The organism is Ralstonia mojiangensis, from assembly GCF_023955645.1.
GTDB lineage: Bacteria > Pseudomonadota > Gammaproteobacteria > Burkholderiales > Burkholderiaceae > Ralstonia > Ralstonia mojiangensis.
On record NZ_JAMXHU010000005.1, the window covers coordinates 504,735 to 523,191 of the forward strand.

Genomic DNA, 18,457 nt, shown 5'->3' on the forward strand with positions numbered 1-18,457 from the left:
CCGAAAAGGGATCGGTCAACCGAAGCCGTAAAGCTTCACCGGATTGGCGACAAAGATCATCTGTTGCCAATCCGCACGCCCGATCCACATGGCAATCGTGTCGACCAGCGCAGCATCGTCGGGCTTCTGCGTCTTCTCGGTCGGATGCGGCCAGTCAGTGCCCCAGAGCATGCGCTCGGGCGCCATGTTGATGAATGCCTTGGCCACGGGCTCTACGTCCGCATAGGCTGGAGCACCTGTCTTGGTATCGACGTATGGACCGGACAGCGTGATCCACGTGTTTCCCTTGTCGATCAGGCGTTGGGCTGTGCGCATGGCGTCGGACTGCATGCCGCCCGGCTGCGGAACATGTGCAATGTGGTCGATGACCAGCGGACACGGCAGCGCAAGCAGATGCGGCTCCAGCGCGGGCAGCTTCGCGCCCTGCACGACAAGCTCGATATGCCACCCAAGTGCGCCGATGCGAGACGCCAGCGGCGCAAGCATGTCGACGGTGGTGGCCCCCGGATAGCTGAGGTTGAAGCGGATGGCCCGCACACCTGCTGCGTGCATTTCCGCAAGCTGAGCATCGGTCACGGAGGTATCGACCACCGCGACGCCGCGCGCATTGGGCCCAAAACGCTTCAGCGCATCCAACGTGCAGCGGTTGTCCGTTCCGTATGTCGACGGCGTGACAACCACGTTGCGCTGCACGCCCAAGCGCGCCTGCACCTTGCGGTACTGCTCGATACTCGCGTTGGGCGGTCGCAGCGTGGTGCCTGGGGCGCTGGGGAATCGGTCATCGTAGATGTGCATGTGGCAATCCACGGCGCCGGCCGGCAAGTTGAAGGTCGGCGGGTTGCTGCCGCTGGACCACAACTCTTCCGCCGCCCCGGAGAGCGCGGGAACGGCCGCCGCCACGGCGCCGGCGCCTGCCATCTGCAGGAACCGTCTTCTATTGAGCGCGTGCATCGTCAGGCGGTCTCCGTCTTGTTCAGCACCTGCGGCTCGGGCTTCGAGCGGCTCAACAGCAGCAGCGTCATCACGCTCACCAGCGTCAGCAGCGCCAACGGCATCAGCGCCAACGCGTAGCTGCCGGTGGCCTGCTTGACCCAACCGTACACGTTCACCATCAGGCCGCCGCCAATGAGGTTGGCAATCGCGTTGATGGTGGCAAGGCCCGCTGCGGCCGCGCTGTTCGATAGCATGCCGGAAGCCAGCGCCCAGAATGGCCCCTTGAACGAATACGCACCCACCAGCACCGCGCACAGCATCACCATGGTTGGCACAAGAGACCCGCTCAGCGATGTGCCAAAAAGGCCGAGGCCGATCAGCAGCATCGGAATGGCGGTGTGCCAGCGGCGCTCCTTCAGACGGTCGGACCGGCGCCCCCAGAACACCATCAGCACCGAAGCCACCGCATACGGCACCGAGTTGAGCAGCCCCGTCTGCATGACGGTCAACCCAAACGATTTGAGGAGTTGCGGCTGCCATACCGACAGCGTGCTGCCGGCGGCCGACGCGCACACGTCCACCAGGGCGAGGCACAGCACGTAGCGATTGCAGAACAGCTTCGCCAGCGGCATCTGCGCGACTTTCTTCGGCCCGCGCGCTTCACCGGCCAACGTATTCGTGAGCCACTGGCGCTCGTCATTCGACAGCCACTTGGCTTCTTCCGGTCGATTGGTCAGCAGGCGCAGGCAGGCGATGCCGAGCAGCACCGTCGGAATGCCTTCCAGGATGAACAGCCAATGCCAACCTCGCAGGCCGGCAAACCCGTCCATCTGCAGCAGCGCAGCCGAGATGGGCGAGCCGATGAAGCTTGCCGCCGGAATCGCGACCATGAACGTCGCCACAATACGGGCGCGGTGTGTTGCCGGAATCCAATACGACAGATACAGCAGCACGCCGGGAAAGAACCCGGCCTCCGCCGCACCCAGCAGGAAGCGCAGCGCATAGAACGATGCCGGGCCTTGCACCAGTGCCGTCGCGGCCGAGATCAGGCCCCACGTGATCATGATCCGCGCAATCCAGATGCGCGCGCCGTAGCGTTGCAGCGCAAGATTGCTCGGTACCTCGAAGAAGAAATACGACACAAAGAAGAGGCTGCTGCCAAACCCGAACACGCGGGCCGTCAGCCCGAGGTCATGATTCATCTGCAGCGAGGCCATGCCTACGTTGCCGCGATCGATGAAAGCCAGCAGGTAGCAGAGCATGAGAAATGGCACGAGCCGCCAGACCACCTTGCGCAGGGTCCGCTGCTCGATCTCGGTGACATCGGTACTGCCCGTCACTTGCATGTTTGTCTCCTGGCGCCGTCGTGTGCTGCGCGGCGCTGTTTGAACGTCTAGGAAGAAAGGTACTGCGATCGCGCGATCAGCGGGTGGCTTCACCGGCATCAGCGCCGGGGTCGCCCAGCCAGGCGATGGACAGCGCACCGATGAGCAGCACGGCCGACACCGCCAGCAGCGGGGCTGTGAAACCATGCGAGAACTGCTTGATGGCACCGATCATCGACGGGCCGACAAAGCCGCCGAGATTGCCGACGGAAACGATCAGCGCCAGGCCGCCCGCGGCCGCGCGGCCCGTGAGGAAGGTGGAGGGAATCGCCCAATACGTGGCCTGGAACGCCAGGATGCCGCTCACCGTCAGGCACAGCGCCGTCAGCTTGAGTGGCGGAGCATCAACGGCGGTGCTGGCCGCCAGCGCGGCCGCTGCAACCACCAGTGCACCGGCCACATAGGGGATACGGTTCTGCGCGCGGTTCGCCACGCGAGCCCACCACAGCATGATCACCGCCCCAATCGCGTACGGAATGGCCGTCAGCCAGCCGACCACCGCGTGCTCGACACCAAACTGCTTGATGATCTGCGGCATCCAGAGGCCCACGCCGATGGAGCCGACGATGCCGCAGAAGTTGATGAACGCCAGCACGAAGACGCGCCAGTTGGTCATTGCATCACGCAGGGTCGAGCCGTGTTTGCTGGCGATGTCGCGTTGCTCCATGGCGAGGCGGCGCGCGAGCACGGCCTTTTCATCGTCCCTGAGCCACGTGGCCTTTTCCGGCCGGTCTGCCAGAACAAACAGGCACGCAATACCAAGCAGAACCGCCGGCAGCCCTTCGATCAGCAACAGCCATTGCCAGCTGCGCAGCCCGTGCAGGCCACCGAGCTCGAGTAGCGCACCCGATATCGGGGAGCCGATCATGTTCGCCACCGGAATGCCGACCAGGAAGGCAGCCGTCACCTTGGCGCGCCACTTGCCCGGAAACCAGTGCGTGAAGTACAGGTAGATGCCAGGCGTGAAGCCCGCTTCGGCAAGACCCAGCAGAAAGCGCGCCGCCGCAAAACTCTTGGGCCCGACCACGAACGCCGTGGCCATCGAGAAGATGCCCCACGTAATCATGATCCGCGCGATCCAGATGCGCGCGCCCACCTTCTGCATGATGAGGTTGCTCGGGATCTCGAACAGGAAATAGCCGATGAAGAACAGTCCCGCCCCGAACCCGAACTGCTCGGCCGTGAGGCCAATGTCCTTGTTCATGGTGAGCGCGGCAAACCCCACGTTGGTGCGATCGAGATAGCTGATCACATAGCAGGCGAAGATGAACGGCAGGATGCGGCGGAATGCCTTGGCCAGCGTGCGTTCGCTCGCCTGGTAGTCCGCATCGGGCAGCGTGGCGGCGGCGCGCACATCCGCGCCATGCGCTGGCGTGGTGGCACTCAAGGTCTGGGACATTTGCATGGTCTCCTCCATCGCGCTTCTATGAGCGCTAGGGGTTGTGTATCGATGATCTGTGGCTAGGGCGTGGCTTTTGTCTGCTTTGCCCGATGCGGCAGCGGGCCGGCGATGTCCATCTCGGTCTTGAGCACCGTGCCGGACACCGATTCGGTCATGAACAGTGTCTTCATTTCGGGACCACCGAAGCACAGGTTCGTGAGCGACGCACCTTCTGGGCTGGCCACGATCACGTCTGGCTCCGCTCGGTGGTTCAGCACCCAGGCGCGGCCGAGTCCGGGGTTGGCCACGAACAGCCGCCCCGCCGTGTCGATCGTCAAACCATCGGGGCCGCTCGGGCCGTACGACGTGAAGAACTGTCCGACCTTGCTGACGGAGCCATCGGCCTGTAACGGCACACGCCACACGCAGTTGCCGCGCGTCATGGCGACGTACAGCAGCTTCTCGTCCGGCGACAGCACAAGCCCGTTGGGGCTGGGGCAATTGCCGAGCAGCATGTCAAGCCTGCCTTCCGGCGAGAGGCGATAGACGCGACCCGTCGGGTCTTGCAGCCCCGTCTGGCCCTGGTCGGTGAAGTACAGGTTGCCGCGCGAGTCGAACGTCAGATCATTCACGCCCTTGAAGCGCTCCGAATTGCGGCGCTCCAGATACGGCGTGACTTCGCCGCGCTTGATATCGAGCAGCATCAGCCCGTTGCGGTAATCGGTGATGAGCAGGTGCGCATCGTCGACGAACTTCATGCCGTTAGGCTCGCCGTCGTATTCGGTCACCAGTTCCCAATCGCCCGCCGGCGAGATGCGGAAGACGCGACCGTGCGGAATATCCGTCACGTACAGATGGCCGTGGCCGTGGCCGTCCGGACACCACACCGGCCCTTCGAGGAACGAATCGGTGGCTTGCCCGCCGCGATTGGCGCGCGCCCATTCCGTCTGGACATCGGGCTTGCGAAACTTCGCGGGCATGCGCGTGAAGACTTCAGCTTCACGCACCGCCGGTGGCGAGAGCAGGAACATGGACATCACGCCGCCGTGCGGGCACGTTCCTCTATCACTGCGAGCACATTGGCCGCGGCGCCCTTGCCCATGTTTACGTAGGCCGCGTCGCTCACGCCGCCGATGTGCGGCGACAGGATGATGTTCGCAACGCCCTGGAACGGGTGCGGCGTGGTCATCGGCTCCACGTCGAAACTGTCAAGCCCTGCTGCACGGAGTTGGCCGCTGGCCAGCGCTTCCACCAACGCCGGTTCGTCGATGAGGCCGCCGCGCGCCGTGTTGACCAGAATCGCGCCGGGCTTGAAGCAGGTGAACGCGTCGCGGTTCAGCATCTTGCGGTTCTCGGCGGTCAACGGGCAGTGCAGCGACACCACATCGGACTGTGCGTACAACTCGCCCAGGCTCACCAGCTTGACGCCTGCAGGCGCCTCCTTGGCGTACGGGTCGAATGCGACAACGTGCATACCGAACGCCAGCCCAATCGCGGCAGCCCGGCGCCCGATCGCGCCCAAGCCGACCAAGCCAAGCGTGCGGCCATCCAGCTCGACCGACTTGTGCGTCGCCTTATCCCAATGCCCGGCATGCATGCGCGCGTCGAGATGCGGGACAGACTTCGCACACGCCAGGATCAGTGCCCACGCATGTTCGGCCACGGCGGCGGCATTGGCCCCCACTGCTGCACGCACCGCAATACCACGCGCCGCGGCGGCGTCCTGATCGATGACGTCGATACCGCTGCCATGCTTGGAGATCACCTGCAGATTGCCGGCCGCATCCATGATGCGGGCGTTGATCTTGCCGTAGCGCACGATGATCGCCACCGGCTTGTGCCGCGCGCAGAGCGCGACGATGTCGTCTTCGGTGGGCTGCTTGCCGGCAAACACGACTTCGAAATCGCCCAGCATCTCCAATGCTTGCGGTGCCAGGTCAGCCGCCGTGACGAGCAGGACAGGCTTGGTTGCAGTCGTGCCCATTACAGTGCCTCGCCTTCAGCCAGCATGCCCGCGGCGCGCAGTTCTTTCTCGAGCCAGCCGGGGCGCGTATCGCCCTTGCGGATTGCCGCAATGCGGGCAGCTTCGGCGTCCACCTTTTTCTGTGCGAGCACGAGAATGCGCTCAACGTCGGCACGCGGAATCACGACCACGCCATCTGCATCACCAACCACCAGGTCACCGGGGTGCACCGTCGCGCCGGCAGCCGACACGGGCAGGTTCACGCGGCCGGCGACGCTTTTGGTCGGCCCGCACGGGTTCAAGCCGGCAGAAAAGATCGGAAACGTGCCGTGCGCCAGTTCGTGTGAATCGCGTACCGCGCCATCGATGACAAACCCGGCGATGCCCGTGGCATGTGCCTGCGTGGCCATGATCTCGCCGATCAGCGCGCAGCTCTGGTCGCCTTTGCCGTCCACCACGATCACATCACCGGGCTTGGCGACCGCGAGCGCGGCGTGGATGGCAAGGTTGTCGCCGGGGCGGACTTCAACCGTCACGGCGGGGCCGACCACTTTCATCGTCGGAGCGAGCGGTTTGACGCGGCCATTCAGGGTGCCGCGGCGGCCGGCAACGTCGGCCAGGATGGCTGCCTGAAAGCGGGCAGCCGCCTCGACCAGCGCGGGCGAGACCCGCTCGATATCGCGAACGATGGCGGAAGTAGTGTGTGAAGGGGTACTCATGAAAAGCTAGCCTCAGTCTGTGATGTTGCACTCTGTACAACCATGGTGTACTCAGTGAAATCACTATAGCCAGGGCAAGCGAGGCGATCCAGTAGCGTTTACCCTTCCGCCAGATACAACAGCGTTGTACGTAGTACAATCCTGCCGTTCATGCGTTCGGGGGGTTGGAAATGGGGAATGACGGCGTTGCCGCAGTGGAAAAGGCGCTGGCCTTGCTGGATTGCTTCAAGCCGGGGGCGGAAGCCTTTTCACTCGCGGCCCTGGCGCAGGCGTCTGGCATGCACAAGACCACGGTGTATCGGCTGATGAACTCGCTGGAGCGCATGAGCTATGTCATTCGCTCCGAGTCGGGCGCGTACTCGCTCGGGCCGCGCCTGCTGTACCTCGGCAAGCTCTATGAGCAGTCGTTCCACTTGTCTTCCGTGGTGGAACCGGTGCTGCACGCGCTGGCGGCAGCCACGCGAGAGAGCGCATCGTACTACGTGATTGATCACGGCCGGCGGCTGTGCCTGTTTCGCGCTGAACCGTCGGAAGGCCTGCGCGAGACGCGCCTGCCCGGTACGTCTCTTCCGTTAGACGACACGGCCATCAGCCATGTGCTGCGCTACTGGGGCCTGGGTGAAGCGCTGTATGACGAGACACCGGAGTTGCCGCTGTTCACCTCCGGCGCGCGCGATCAACACACGGCGGCATTTGCCACGCCCATCTTCGGTTCCGGCGACAAGTTCATGGCCGCGCTCACGCTATCGGGCGCGGCCTCTCGGCTCGAAGCGGCGCGCACCACTGGCGATTTCGTCACGAAGCAGTTGCAGGCGGCTTCCGACCTGTCGCGCAAGCTCGGCGCAAGTGCGGCGCTGTGCGAACGCGTCTACGGTGTTTGATGTGAAGGCGCTGCTTGCAGCCAAGCTCGCGCCCGCGGGCTAAGAGCGCTCGGCAGATTCGGCCGGAGCTTGCCCAGCCGGCGCGGCGTCGGCGGGGCGCTTCGCATGTCCAATGCGCTGCGCGTGATAGATGCCGGTGTGGCCCGAGAAGAGATAGCTCACCACGCACGCAATGCCGGCAAACGTGCCGACTTCGGGGCCGAAGAGTTCCATCGCCATGAGCGTCGACGCGATGGGCGTATTGGCGGCGCCCGCAAACACCGCCACGAACCCAAGGCCCGCCAGCAGCGGGAAGGGCAACGGCAGCACGTAACCCAACGCATTGCCCAGCGTGGCGCCGATGTAGAACAGCGGCGTGACTTCGCCACCCTTGAAACCCGAGGCCAGCGTCACGATCGTGAAGGCCGCCTTGCCGGCAAAGTCGTAGGCCGGAAGCGGGTTGTGGAACGCATCCACGATGACGGGAATGCCGAGGCCCAGGTATTTGTCTGTACCGAGCGCCAAGGTCGCAGCCACGACCACGCTGCCGCCCAGCACCGGGCGCAGCGGCCCGAAGGCGATGTGATGCTTCAACAGGCGGCTGAGCCGGTGCGTGAGCGCCGCGAATGTCATCCCCGCCAGACCGAAAACGATGCCGGCCACCACCACCAAGCCGATCGCGACCGGCGTGAGATGCGGCACAAAAGGAATCGCGTACGGCGTGTGGTGCACGCCCAGCAACGGCGGTACCAGATCGCCCACGATGGCCGCGATGAAGCACGGCAGGATCGCGTCATAACGCAGACGCCCGATCGCCAGCACCTCCAGCCCGAACACGGCGCCGGCCAGCGGCGTGCCGAACACCGATGCGAAACCCGCGCTGATGCCCGCCATCAACAAGATGCGCCGGTCCGCCGGCGCCAGCGAGAACAACCGCGTCAGGTAGTCCGCAAAGCTGCCGCCCATCTGGACAGCCGTGCCTTCACGCCCGGCCGACCCGCCAAAGAGGTGCGTGACAACGGTACCCAGCAGGATGAGCGGTGCCATGCGCCTGGGCACGACCCGCTTCGGATCGTGGATCTCGTCGATCAGCAGGTTGTTGCCGCCTTCCACCGAGCGCCCCGTGTAGTGATAGAGCAAACCGACGGCAAGGCCCGCGACGGGCAGGAACCACAGCAACCAAGGATGGGCGGTGCGCGTGTTGGTGGCCCAGTCCAGCGCCAGCAGCAATACCGCGGAGCCCAAGCCCGCAAGCATGCCGACAAGCGCCCCCAATGAGAGCCAGCGCAGCAGATAGCCGAACATGAGCAGCGGCTCGGAACGTGTAACCATTTTCTTCATGATGACCAGATTCGAAGAACTCAAACCTGAGCGACAGAACGTCGTTTGGGCGTGTGCCTACAACTTCCTTCGATCAGGAACTTGTAGGCATCATCAGCCGGACGCGTCACTCGCAGCCCGGCGGTTAAGGGAGGCATGCCATCTCCGCAAGGCTCAGGATTGTGCCCGAAGGCAGCTGCTGTCACAACCGGGAACACTCACCGCGGGACGCACATGAACAAAGCCCGCCCGGGCATCGCGCCCGGGCGGGCTTTTCTGGCTTCAGAGGTAACGCTTACTGCCGCAAACCCTTCACGCGGTCTGCGGTGATATCGGCCGGTTGCCCGCCAAAGCTGGTCCGCAAGTAGTTGGCCAAATCGGCCAGCTCCGCATCGTTCATCTGCGCAAAACTGGGCATTTCCTGCATGGCTTCCGTGCCCGGGAAGCGCTGCGCTTCAATGCCGTCGAGCATCGAGACGATCAGGTTATGCGCGTCGGCATTGCGCACGGTGGCGTTGCCCAGCATCGGCACAGCGACGTGGGGCTTGCCCTCGCCATCGCGGCCATGGCAACCGGCGCAGACGGCGAGGTAATGCCTGCGGCCGGCCTTGAGCTGATCGACATTCTCAGGCGTGGCAGCCACCGGCTTGAGCGGTTGCGGCGCAGGCGCCTTATCGCCCAGCAGATACGTCGTCAGTGCCGCCACATCCGCCTGGCTGAGGTATTGCGTACTCAGGTGGACAACCGGGTACATCTCACCAAACGCGGAGCCCTGCGGCGCGATGCCCACGCTGAAGAACGTCTGCAGAGCGCCCAGCGTCCAGCCACGAGTCGCTAGGCCGGCTGGCGTAATGTCCGGCGCGACCACGCGGCCCAGTGCAGCGCCGGCAAGCGGCTTGCTGCTATCGAGCTGACCGGAAAACCCGCGCGGGCTGTGGCATTCGGCGCAGTGGCCCAACGCGTTGGCCAGATACCGGCCACGCTGCCAGGCCGCCGTGTTGCCGACGGATGCGTCGGGCAGCGCGTTCTTCAGGAAGAACACGTTCCAGCCCGCCATGGCGATGCGGATGTTGTACGGAAAGCGCAGCGCATGCTCGCGGTTGGCGACGGCCGCCGGCTTCACCTGCTGTGTCAGGTAGGCGTACATCGCATCGGTATCGCCGCGCGACAGACCGCGATACGACGTGTACGGCATCGCCGGATACAGGTGCTTGTCGGGCGTGACGCCGTCGTGCAGGGCCTTGTAGAAATCGTCCGCGCTCCACTTGCCGATGCCCTGCTCCTTGTCGGGCGTGATGTTCGTGCCGTAGAAAGTGCCGAACGGCGAGGCCAGCGCCACGCCGCCGGCAAACGGCGCACCGTCCTTGGCCGTGTGGCAGGCCGCGCAGTCCGCTGCGCGCACGAGGGCGCGGCCGCGGTTGATCAGGTCGGCGCCGGTCAGCTTGGCTGGGGGCGGCTGGTCGGCGGCGGGCGGGATATCGGTGGAGCGGTCACCGCAGGCGGACAACGCCGCAGCGGCCAGCAGCGACAGCAGCGCCTTTCGCGTCCATTGAGTGAATTGCGTCAGTTCAGCTATGGCCATCACTTGCCGTCCTTCACAAGTCCGGGCGTGCTGAGAACGACGTCCTTCACGGCCTCGAAGTAGCGCACGTAACCGGTGCAGCGGCAGATGTGGTCGTTCAGCGCTTCGGTAATCGTCTCGTCCAACTTGTCGCGTGCTACCGGTTCGCGCTTGAGGCGCTCCACCAGCACCGTCGCCCCGTTGACGAAGCCCGGCGTGCAATAGCCGCACTGGAAGCTGAAGTGCTCCAGGAACTTTTGCTGCACGAGCGTGAGCGACACCACTTCGCCCTTCTCATCGCGCTTGGCGTGCCCTTCCACCGTGCGGACCTTCTTGTTCTGGAAGAAATGCGCGCCGGTAATGCACGTGCGCACTTCTTCGCTGGTGCCGTCGGGCTTGTCGAGGATGACCGTGCACGCGCGGCACACGCCCTGCCCGCAGCCGAGCCTTGAGCCGGTCAGGCCGGCGTATTCGTGCAGGAAGTCGATCATCATCAGCCCCTCGGGCACTTGCGTGGGGCCAACGTCCTTGCCGTTGATATGGACGGTGAGCGGTTGTGTCGTGATGGTCGTGTTGCTCATGCCAGTACCTCCTGAATCTTTTCCGCGGTCACTGGCAGGCTGGTGAAGCGGTGTCCGATGGCATGCGCAATGCCGTTCACAATGGCGCCCACCACCGGAATCATCACCACTTCGGCAATGCCCTTGGGCGGATCGGTTTCCGACACGGGCGGCAGCACCGTGCCGGTCTGCGTCCACACCGCCACGTCCTTGGCGCGCGGCAGGTGGTAGCGGTTGAAGTTCCACGTGCCGTTGCCGGGGCCGTCTTCATACAGCGGCAGCGCTTCGTGCAGCGCGTGGCCGATGCCCATGGCGAGCCCGCCCTGCAATTGCCCCGACACAAGCTGCGGTGATATCTGCGTGCCGCACTCCATGATCGTGTGGTGCGACAGCAGATCGACCTTGCCGCTGGCTTCATGCACCGACAGTTCGACCAGCGTGCCGACCGCGCTGTAGTACGTGACCGACGCGTTGTTGCGCTGCGTCGGCGCGATGTAGACCTTCTTGCGATCCAGCACGTGATACCCGCCGGGGGTTGTCATCCTGGCCTTGCGCGCGGCGTCGGCACCGTCGCCGTAGCGCACGGACAAGCCGTCGATCGGCACGCGCGTGGCTGCGCCGTTGACTTCGAAATCGGCCTCCGACCATTGCCAGCGGTTGAACACGTGCACCACCGCGCCCGTCACCAGGCCCAGCTCGTGCGCCTTCTTGACGATCTGTTCATAGGGCAGCGCCTCCAGGCCGCCGGCCGTGAGCTTGCCGTCGACCCAGCGCGCGTCTTCCACGCGCACCACCAGCGAAGCCGCCTGGCCGCCGCCGATACCCTGGCTCCAGATCGCCATGGCAGCCGGCCACAGGCCATGCATGAAGACGATGCGCGCCGCCTCACGCGTGCTGTGCGTGAAGTAATACGCCGAGTTGGTCGCGCTCGACGGCGACGCATACGCCGGAGACCAGCGCGGGTTGGCCGATGCCTTGTCCTGATCGGCCTGGCTCATGAGGTACGGGTCGCCGCTGGTGACAACGGGCAGGTCCGCCCAGTCCGTCACCGCCACGCGCACTTCCGCTGCGGGGCGGCCCAGCCAGCGTGCCACGGCCACGGCTTGCGAGGTCGACATGCCGGTGCCGATTTCCGCTGCCACGTGGTGCAGCGTGATCTGCCCATCGGCGCGGATTTCCACCTTGGCGAACGACGCCTCGGCGCCCGTGCCGAAGTCCTTCTGCACGCAGGCAAAACCCACGCCGTAGCGCTTGCCCGGGTGGGCGGCTTCAAACTCGGTTTTCTTCTTCGCGCGATTCACCCACAGCGGGTGCACCTTGGCCGCCTGTAGCACTTCATCCACGCGGATGGCGCCGGCAGGAATCGCGCCTTGCGTGTTCTTCATGCCCGAACGCAGCGCGTTCTTCAGGCGGAACTCGATCGGGTCGAGCTTCAGTTGCTCGGCAAATTCGTCGACCATCACCTCGGTGGCGGCCATGCTCTGCAGCGTGCCGTAGCCACGTGCCGAGCCCGCGTCGATGGCGCGCGAGGCAATCGCCACGGCAGTCAGGTCGTTCTTCGGGAAGTAGTAGATCGACTGTGCAGCCGTCGCGCCCACCATCGCCACGGATGGCGAGAAATTGGCACGCCCGCCGCCGTTGGCCTCGAAGTGGCCCTGGAACGATTGGAACAGGCCAGTCTTCTTGTCCACGGCGATGCGGTACCGCATCTTGAATGCGTGCCGCTTGATGGAAGTCTGGAGCTGCTCGTAGCGGTCATTGGCCAGGCGCACCGGTTTGCCGTCGGCATAGAGCGCCGTCACCAGGCCATAGAACGGGAAGTTGTAGTGGTCTTTCGAGCCGTAGCCGACCGTGTAGCACGGGTGCACGATCACCTGCTTTACCGGGAACGCGCCGCGGGCCTTGGCGATCATCTCGGCCGCGCTCTCGCCCACCTCCACAGGGCTTTGCGTGGGCACGACCATGTGCAACGTCTGCGTGGTGCTGTCGTACCAGCAGTTGGCGTTGTCGTTTTCCAGCGCGGCGGTATCGACCGATTGCGTGTTGTACTCGCGTTCGAGCACCAGCCAGTCCGCCGGTGGCTTGTCGAGTTCTGCGGCGATCTGGTTGGCGTAAAAGATGCCCTGCTCGCCGAGCTTGCCGTGGTCAACGCCGTCGGGCCACACGGGCTCGTGCTTGCGCATCATGCTCGGAAAGATCGGCGCGTTCTTCAGGCTGGAGAACACATCGTCGTCATACGGCCCTGCCCCACCCACCCGCACAAAGCGGAAGGTGCCCCAGGGGTCGCGCTCCAGCGGGCCGGTCTGCGCGCCGTAGCGGATGATCTTGTCCTGGAACTTGAGCTTGTCTTTCGCAAAACGGAAGCGCGCGAAGTCGTGATAGATCAGGATGGCGACGGCGTGGCCCAGGTAGGCAGGCGTCTTGCCCGTGGGCAGCAGCATGTCGTCACCATAGAAGGCGGGGAAGGCGACGCCATCACGCGCCAGGTCGTCTGCCGTCACCACGCGATCGGGCTTGAGCTCGTCGCCCAGCAGGCCCAGGTCGAACCCTTCGTACGTGCGATCGGCCAGCGTGGTGCGCAGGATGAACGCATGCGATTGCTGCTGCGGCCAGTGCGGCATGTCGCGCGAGCGGATGTCACGTGCGAAGACCTTGTCGCCCGTGACCTTGGCAATGCCGTCGATGCGGAATTTTGGCGTACCGGTCTTCGGGTCCCACTGGACAGGCGTGAGGATCTTTTCTTCAAACAGGGCCGCAAATGCGCGGCCGCCCAGCGGTGCGATGACCACCGAGACGCCGGCCACGACGGTCGCTTTGAGAAAAGCGCGGCGTGACGGATGGGTAAGCGGCATGAATTCTTCCTCGAGGGGAGGATGATGTGGGGAAAGAGAGGCGGGCCAGGTGCGGGTGATGCAAGCGGCTGCGCCTCTTTCGATTTTGGTGCGCACGTTGCCGCAAAACAAGGCGAGGTGACGAATACCGCTTATTTGCCGCACGTTATCTGCCTTGGCACGTTCTTGTGCATATGCAGCATTTCAGCATCGCCGCTCGCGCCGCCGGGCACACGTTGTCCAATCCCATTCACCAGTGTGCGCAATTGGCCATGGATTGTTCAAGGCTGTTCGATCCGGCATGCTGCATGGATTCAGCAGCCGTCCACCAGAGACCTCGCGCAGGAGACACGCATGACCGCCAGCCTGATCTTCGATGATCGCCCGACCGATGCCGATACGCTGCTCGCGCGGGGCGCCGCCCTTGCCGGCGGTTTGCGCCGCATGGGCGTGCAGGAGGGCGACGTAATCGGCGTGCTGCTGCGCAATGCACCGGCCTACATCGACGTGATGCATGCCTGCCGCATCGCAGGGTGCTACTTCTGCCCGATCAACTGGCACTTCACGCCGGCCGAGGTGGAGTTTCTCGTGCGCGATTCGGGTGCCAAGGTACTGATCGGCCATCGCGATCTCGTCGACGCGGCGGAACCGCTGCTGCCGGCCCACGTGCAACTGCTGCGCGTGGATGCCGAAGGCACCGACCGCGCCGACGGCTATGCCAACTGGCTCGCGCTGCAGACGCCGTACGACGGGCCGCTGGTATCGCCGCGCGGGCACATGGCCTATACCTCGGGCACCACGGGCCGGCCCAAGGGCGTCGTGCGCCAGGCCGTGCCGCTCGATCAGCTCGACGCGCATCTGCAGAAGGCGCGTGCCGTGGTGGCAGCCACGTTCGGGATCGTGCCGGGCTGCCGTGCGCTGGTGCCGGCGCCGCTGTATCACAGCGCGCCGAGCCTCTTCGCGCAGCAAGCTGCGCAGATGGCGGAGCTGCTGGTGGTGAACGCGCGCTTTGATGCGCTGCGCGTGCTTGAGCAGATCGAACGCTACCGCATCGACACCGTCTACCTCGTGCCGATCATGTATGTGCGCCTGCTCAAGTTGACGGACGAAGAACGCAGCCGCTACGACCTGTCTTCGCTGCGCTTCGTAGCCTCCACCGGGGCACCCTGCGCGCCGGAAATCAAACGCAAGATGATCGATTGGCTCGGCCCCGTCATCTACGAAACGTATGCGTCGAGCGAGACCGGCATGATCACCGTGATGGACCCGCGCGACGCCGCCGCCCGCCCGGGCAGCGCCGGCCGCCCGGTGTGCGACGCACGCGTGCGCATCCTGCGTGAAGACGGTACGCCCTGCCTCACCGGCGAGATCGGCCTGATCTACAGCCACCAACCCGCCTATCCCGATTTCACCTACCGCGGCAATGACGAAGCACGCGGCAAGATCGAGCGCGACGGCCTCGTCACGCTCGGCGACATGGGCTACCTCGATGCGGACGGCTATCTGTATGTGTGCGACCGCGCATCGGACATGGTCATCTCGGGCGGCGTGAACATCTACCCGGCCGAGATCGAACATGCGCTACTGCGCCACCCCGATGTGGTCGACTGCGCTGTCTTCGGCGTGCCCGACGACGAGTACGGCGAGCGCCTTGTCGCTGTGATCCAGACCGAGCGCCAAGCCCCGCAGGCCGAACCCGTGATCGAGTGGCTCCGCGGCCAGATTGCAGGCTTCAAGATCCCGCGCCAGATTGAATTCACCACAGCACTGCCGCGCGACGACAACGGCAAGATCGCCAAGCGCCGCCTGCGCGATGCATGGTGGGGCGACCGGCAGCGGCGCGTATGACGGCGCACGAACCGCTGCCGGCATCGGTCACACAGCAACCACCTCCTGCGCCGTGCCCGACTTGGCGAACAGCGTGCGCTCCGTGAACTTGATGTTGTGACAACCATCTGACGCAAGGCACCAAAGCCTAGCTGCCATGCGAGTTGGCAGGCAGAGAATTCAACCCGGCTTCAATCCGATCTGCGTAGGCGCCTGCAACAGGCTGCGTCGACTCCAGCGCGGCGCATGTCGCCCATGCGCCTCTTCAATCGCCAGGCTCAACCAAGCTCCGCCAACGGATGCGCCTCCGTCCGCCAAGGCGACGTCAGAAAATGCCGCACCCGCTCCGGCCGCACCTGCGGCAGCGTTGCCGGCGCCCAGCCGGGCCGGTGATCCTTGTCTACGAGATGCGCGCGCACGCCTTCACAGAAATCGCCGTCCTGGATTCCGCGCGCCACGATTCCCAACTCCATCCGAAAGCACTCGGCCAGTGACAGCTGCCGACCACGCAGCAGCGCTTCGCGTGTCACGTGCAGCATCGTCGGCGAGTGTGACGTCATTGCGTCAAGCGTGGCCTGCAGCCATTGGCGTGGCTCGCGGGCCTGCTCGCGCTCGAGGCTCTCGCGCAGCGTGGCGACAACGCGATCGACCGACGAACGGCGATCGAAATAGCGCAGCACCCACGGCGTCGCCTGTGCAAGCGGCGCGTGCGGCACGACGTTGCATGGCGGTTCGAACACGCGGCGCAGTGCCTGCATGAGGTCGCCATCGTGCGGCATGCGCTGCAGGCGGTCTTCGAACGAGGCCAGCCATTCGGCGGGCACGCACACATCGGCGAGGTGGCAATGCAGCGCGTCGGCGCCCGTCAGCGTCACGCCCGTCAGCCCGACATACAGCTCAAGCTCGGGCGACATCGCGCTCAAAAAGCGCGTGGCGCCCACGTCGGGCAGAAAGCCGATTCGCGTCTCGGGCATCGCCATCTTCGTGCGCTCGGTCACGACGCGCAGCCGTGCGGCCTGCCCGAGGCCCATGCCGCCGCCCATGGTGATGCCGTCCATCAGCGCAACGATGGGCTTCGGAAACTGGTGCAGCGCGTAGTCGAGCCGGTATTCGTCGACGAAGAACTGCAGCCAGCCGTCGTCGCCATCCATGCGGCCCTGCTGCGCAAGCTGATAGAGCGAGCGCACATCGCCGCCAGCGCAGAAGCCTTTCTGGCCTGCACCGCGCAGCACCAGCGCGACGATGCCATCGTCGTGTCGACATTGCTCCAGCAGCGTCGCCAGCTGGCGCACCATGCCGTGCGACAGCGCATTCAGGGCAGCCGGCCGGTTCAAGGTGATGACGGCCACGCGGTTCACCACGCGCATCAACACCTCGGGTTCGGCAGCGCCAGCCTCGGGCAGCGTTGCCTGACGTTGGACGGCACTCATTGCAGCGTCTCCGATTCGTGTGCGGAATGCCAGCGCGGCGGGCGTTTCTCAAGGAAGGCGTTCACGCCTTCGCGCTGATCCGGGTGGTCAAACAGATCGACAAAGCGCTCGCGCTCCACAGCCAGCGCTGCACCGCGCGGCACGCCATTGCGCGCCTGGTGGATGAGTTGCTTGCTGAAAGTAACGGCCTGCGGGCTCAACGTCGTCACACGCAGCGCCATGGCGATGGCGGCTTCGCGCGCGGCCCCCGTTTCCACAACCTCTTCCACCAGGCCGATGCGCAAAGCGGTCTGCGCATCGACGCGCTCGCCCGTCAGGATCATGCGCTTGGCCCAGCCCTCACCCACGAGCCATGGCAGCGTCTGTGTGCCGCAACCGCAGCACAGCAGGCCGACGGCCGTCTCTGGCACGGCCAGCTTGGCGTGCGCTTCGGCGATGCGGATGTCGCATGCAAGCGCGCACTCCAGGCCGCCGCCCATCGCAAAACCGTTGATGGCCGCAATCACCACCGGGCGCGCGTTCTGCAGCGCCTCGAATGCGGCACCGAAACGTGCAGCGGCCTCGCGCGCCACATCGCGGTCGCCATCGGCAAAGGTGTTGAGGTCGGCGCCCGCGCTGAAGAACTTCGGCCCATCGCCGGTGACGACGATGGCGCGCACGCGTGCATCGGCGTTCAATCGCTCGACGGTGCCTTGCAGTTGCAGCAGACTTTCCGGCGTGAACGCATTGGCGGGCGGACGCTTGAGCGTCAGCACCGCGACGGTGCCCTCATGCAGCGTTTCCAGTTCGATCATCACGCCGCTCCGTCTTTCCGATACAGCTTGATGACGGCGGAGAAATCCAGCTTGCCATCGCCCTTGCTGCTCGCGGTTTGATAGAGCTGCTGTGCCAGCGCACCCAAGTAGAGGGGTTGGCGGACCGACTTTGCCGCATCACCGGCCAGGCCCAGGTCCTTGAGCATCAGGTCGGTGCCAAAGCCGCCCGTGTAGCCGCGCGAGGATGGCGCGGTCTCGATCACGCCCGGGAACGGGTTGTAGGTGTCCGAACTCCAGCAGCGTCCCGTCGACGTGTTGATGATGCCGCCGAGCACCTTCGGGTCGATGCCGAGCGCCTCGCCCAGCGACATGGCTTCGGCCACGCCAGCCATCGTGATGCCGAGCACGAGGTTGTTGCAGATCTTCGCGCCTTGCCCCGCGCCGGTGTCGCCGCAATGCACGAGGTTCTTGCCCATGGCGGAAAGCACAGGGCGCACCTGCTCAAACGCCGCCGCGCTGCCGCCCACCATGAAGGTCAACGTGCCTGCCGCGGCACCGCCCGTTCCACCCGAGACTGGCGCATCGACGAAGGGGTTGCCGTGCTCGGCTGCCAGCGCTGCAAGGGCCTTCGCACTCGCAGGGTCGATGGTGCTCGAATCGATGATGGGCACGCCCTTGGCAATGCCCGCCAGCACGCCGTCTTCCGCCGTCAGCACGTGGCGCACGTGCGCAGCGGCGGGCAGCATGGTGATCACGGTTTCCGCGCCCGTCGCGGCGTCCTTGGGAGACGCGGCGGCCATGGCACCGGCTTCCACCAGCGCACCCACTGCTTGCGTGTTCAGATCAAAGACGGTCAGCGCGTGGCCCGCCTTGAGCAGGTTGTGCGCCATCGGGGCGCCCATGTTACCCAGGCCGATGAATGCGATTTTCAT

15 protein-coding genes and 1 riboswitch are annotated in these 18,457 nt (G+C 65.2%); of the genes, 2 read left to right on the forward strand and 13 right to left on the reverse strand.

The window, feature by feature from the left end; all coding sequences use genetic code 11:
• Positions 1-15 precede the first annotated feature (15 nt).
• The 6 genes from NG898_RS22720 to NG898_RS22745 form a co-directional block, all read right to left on the reverse strand.
• Positions 16-951 (reverse strand): amidohydrolase family protein, encoded by a 936-nt coding sequence (locus NG898_RS22720; RefSeq protein WP_252694540.1) that lies wholly within the window; start codon positions 949-951, stop codon positions 16-18.
• Positions 952-953: 2 nt separating this feature from the next.
• Entirely contained in the window at positions 954-2,279 is a 1,326-nt protein-coding gene (locus NG898_RS22725) for an MFS transporter (RefSeq protein ID WP_092972279.1), read from the reverse strand.
• Positions 2,280-2,355: 76 nt separating this feature from the next.
• Positions 2,356-3,723: an MFS transporter gene (locus NG898_RS22730; protein WP_420803716.1), complete on the reverse strand. Its 1,368-nt coding sequence runs from the start codon at positions 3,721-3,723 to the stop codon at positions 2,356-2,358.
• A 56-nt stretch (positions 3,724-3,779) separates the two neighbouring features.
• Positions 3,780-4,730, reverse strand: a complete 951-nt coding sequence (locus NG898_RS22735; RefSeq protein ID WP_252694774.1) for an SMP-30/gluconolactonase/LRE family protein — start codon at positions 4,728-4,730, stop codon at positions 3,780-3,782.
• Between the two features lie 5 nt (positions 4,731-4,735).
• The gene (locus NG898_RS22740; RefSeq protein ID WP_252694542.1) at positions 4,736-5,683 is read right to left on the reverse strand and encodes an NAD(P)-dependent oxidoreductase; all 948 of its coding nucleotides are present in this window, start codon (positions 5,681-5,683) and stop codon (positions 4,736-4,738) included.
• A complete protein-coding gene (locus tag NG898_RS22745; RefSeq protein ID WP_252694543.1) occupies positions 5,683-6,381 on the reverse strand; it encodes an RraA family protein in 699 nt (232 codons plus the stop codon). Before NG898_RS22745 ends, NG898_RS22740 begins: the two co-directional genes overlap by 1 nt.
• Before the next feature lie 170 nt (positions 6,382-6,551).
• On the opposite strand from NG898_RS22745, the gene NG898_RS22750 reads away from it, so the two are divergent.
• Positions 6,552-7,262, forward strand: coding sequence for an IclR family transcriptional regulator (locus NG898_RS22750; RefSeq protein WP_252694544.1), 711 nt, complete (start codon positions 6,552-6,554; stop codon positions 7,260-7,262).
• 39 nt (positions 7,263-7,301) lie between these two features.
• Here the strand turns inward: NG898_RS22750 and NG898_RS22755 are convergent, their stop codons facing one another.
• From NG898_RS22755 to NG898_RS22770, 4 genes are all read right to left on the reverse strand, one after another.
• A complete protein-coding gene (locus NG898_RS22755; RefSeq protein ID WP_252694545.1) occupies positions 7,302-8,582 on the reverse strand; it encodes a voltage-gated chloride channel family protein in 1,281 nt (426 codons plus the stop codon).
• A 77-nt stretch (positions 8,583-8,659) separates the two neighbouring features.
• Positions 8,660-8,737: riboswitch (Fluoride riboswitch) on the reverse strand.
• A gap of 119 nt (positions 8,738-8,856) precedes the next feature.
• Positions 8,857-10,143, reverse strand: a complete 1,287-nt coding sequence (locus NG898_RS22760; protein WP_252694546.1) for a cytochrome c — start codon at positions 10,141-10,143, stop codon at positions 8,857-8,859.
• Positions 10,143-10,703 carry a (2Fe-2S)-binding protein gene (locus NG898_RS22765; RefSeq protein ID WP_065854089.1) on the reverse strand — a complete coding sequence of 187 codons (561 nt, stop codon included), beginning with the start codon at positions 10,701-10,703 and terminating at the stop codon, positions 10,143-10,145. The genes NG898_RS22760 and NG898_RS22765 overlap by 1 nt, the downstream gene beginning before the upstream one ends.
• The gene (locus NG898_RS22770) at positions 10,700-13,534 is read right to left on the reverse strand and encodes a xanthine dehydrogenase family protein molybdopterin-binding subunit (protein ID WP_252694547.1); all 2,835 of its coding nucleotides are present in this window, start codon (positions 13,532-13,534) and stop codon (positions 10,700-10,702) included. Before NG898_RS22770 ends, NG898_RS22765 begins: the two co-directional genes overlap by 4 nt.
• Positions 13,535-13,867: 333 nt before the next feature.
• Here NG898_RS22770 and NG898_RS22775 point away from each other — a divergent pair, with 333 nt between their 5' ends.
• Positions 13,868-15,361, forward strand: a complete 1,494-nt coding sequence (locus NG898_RS22775; protein ID WP_252694548.1) for an acyl-CoA synthetase — start codon at positions 13,868-13,870, stop codon at positions 15,359-15,361.
• Positions 15,362-15,618: 257 nt separating this feature from the next.
• Here NG898_RS22775 and NG898_RS22780 read toward each other — a convergent pair whose 3' ends face one another.
• From NG898_RS22780 to mmsB, 3 genes are read right to left on the reverse strand one after another with little or no spacing between them, the layout of a single operon-like run.
• Complete coding sequence (locus tag NG898_RS22780) at positions 15,619-16,770, reverse strand: enoyl-CoA hydratase/isomerase family protein (protein WP_252694549.1); 1,152 nt, start codon at positions 16,768-16,770, stop codon at positions 15,619-15,621.
• The gene (locus tag NG898_RS22785) at positions 16,767-17,564 is read right to left on the reverse strand and encodes an enoyl-CoA hydratase (RefSeq protein WP_252694550.1); all 798 of its coding nucleotides are present in this window, start codon (positions 17,562-17,564) and stop codon (positions 16,767-16,769) included. Before NG898_RS22785 ends, NG898_RS22780 begins: the two co-directional genes overlap by 4 nt.
• The gene (mmsB, locus tag NG898_RS22790; RefSeq protein WP_252694551.1) at positions 17,564-18,457 is read right to left on the reverse strand and encodes a 3-hydroxyisobutyrate dehydrogenase; all 894 of its coding nucleotides are present in this window, start codon (positions 18,455-18,457) and stop codon (positions 17,564-17,566) included. The genes NG898_RS22785 and mmsB overlap by 1 nt, the downstream gene beginning before the upstream one ends.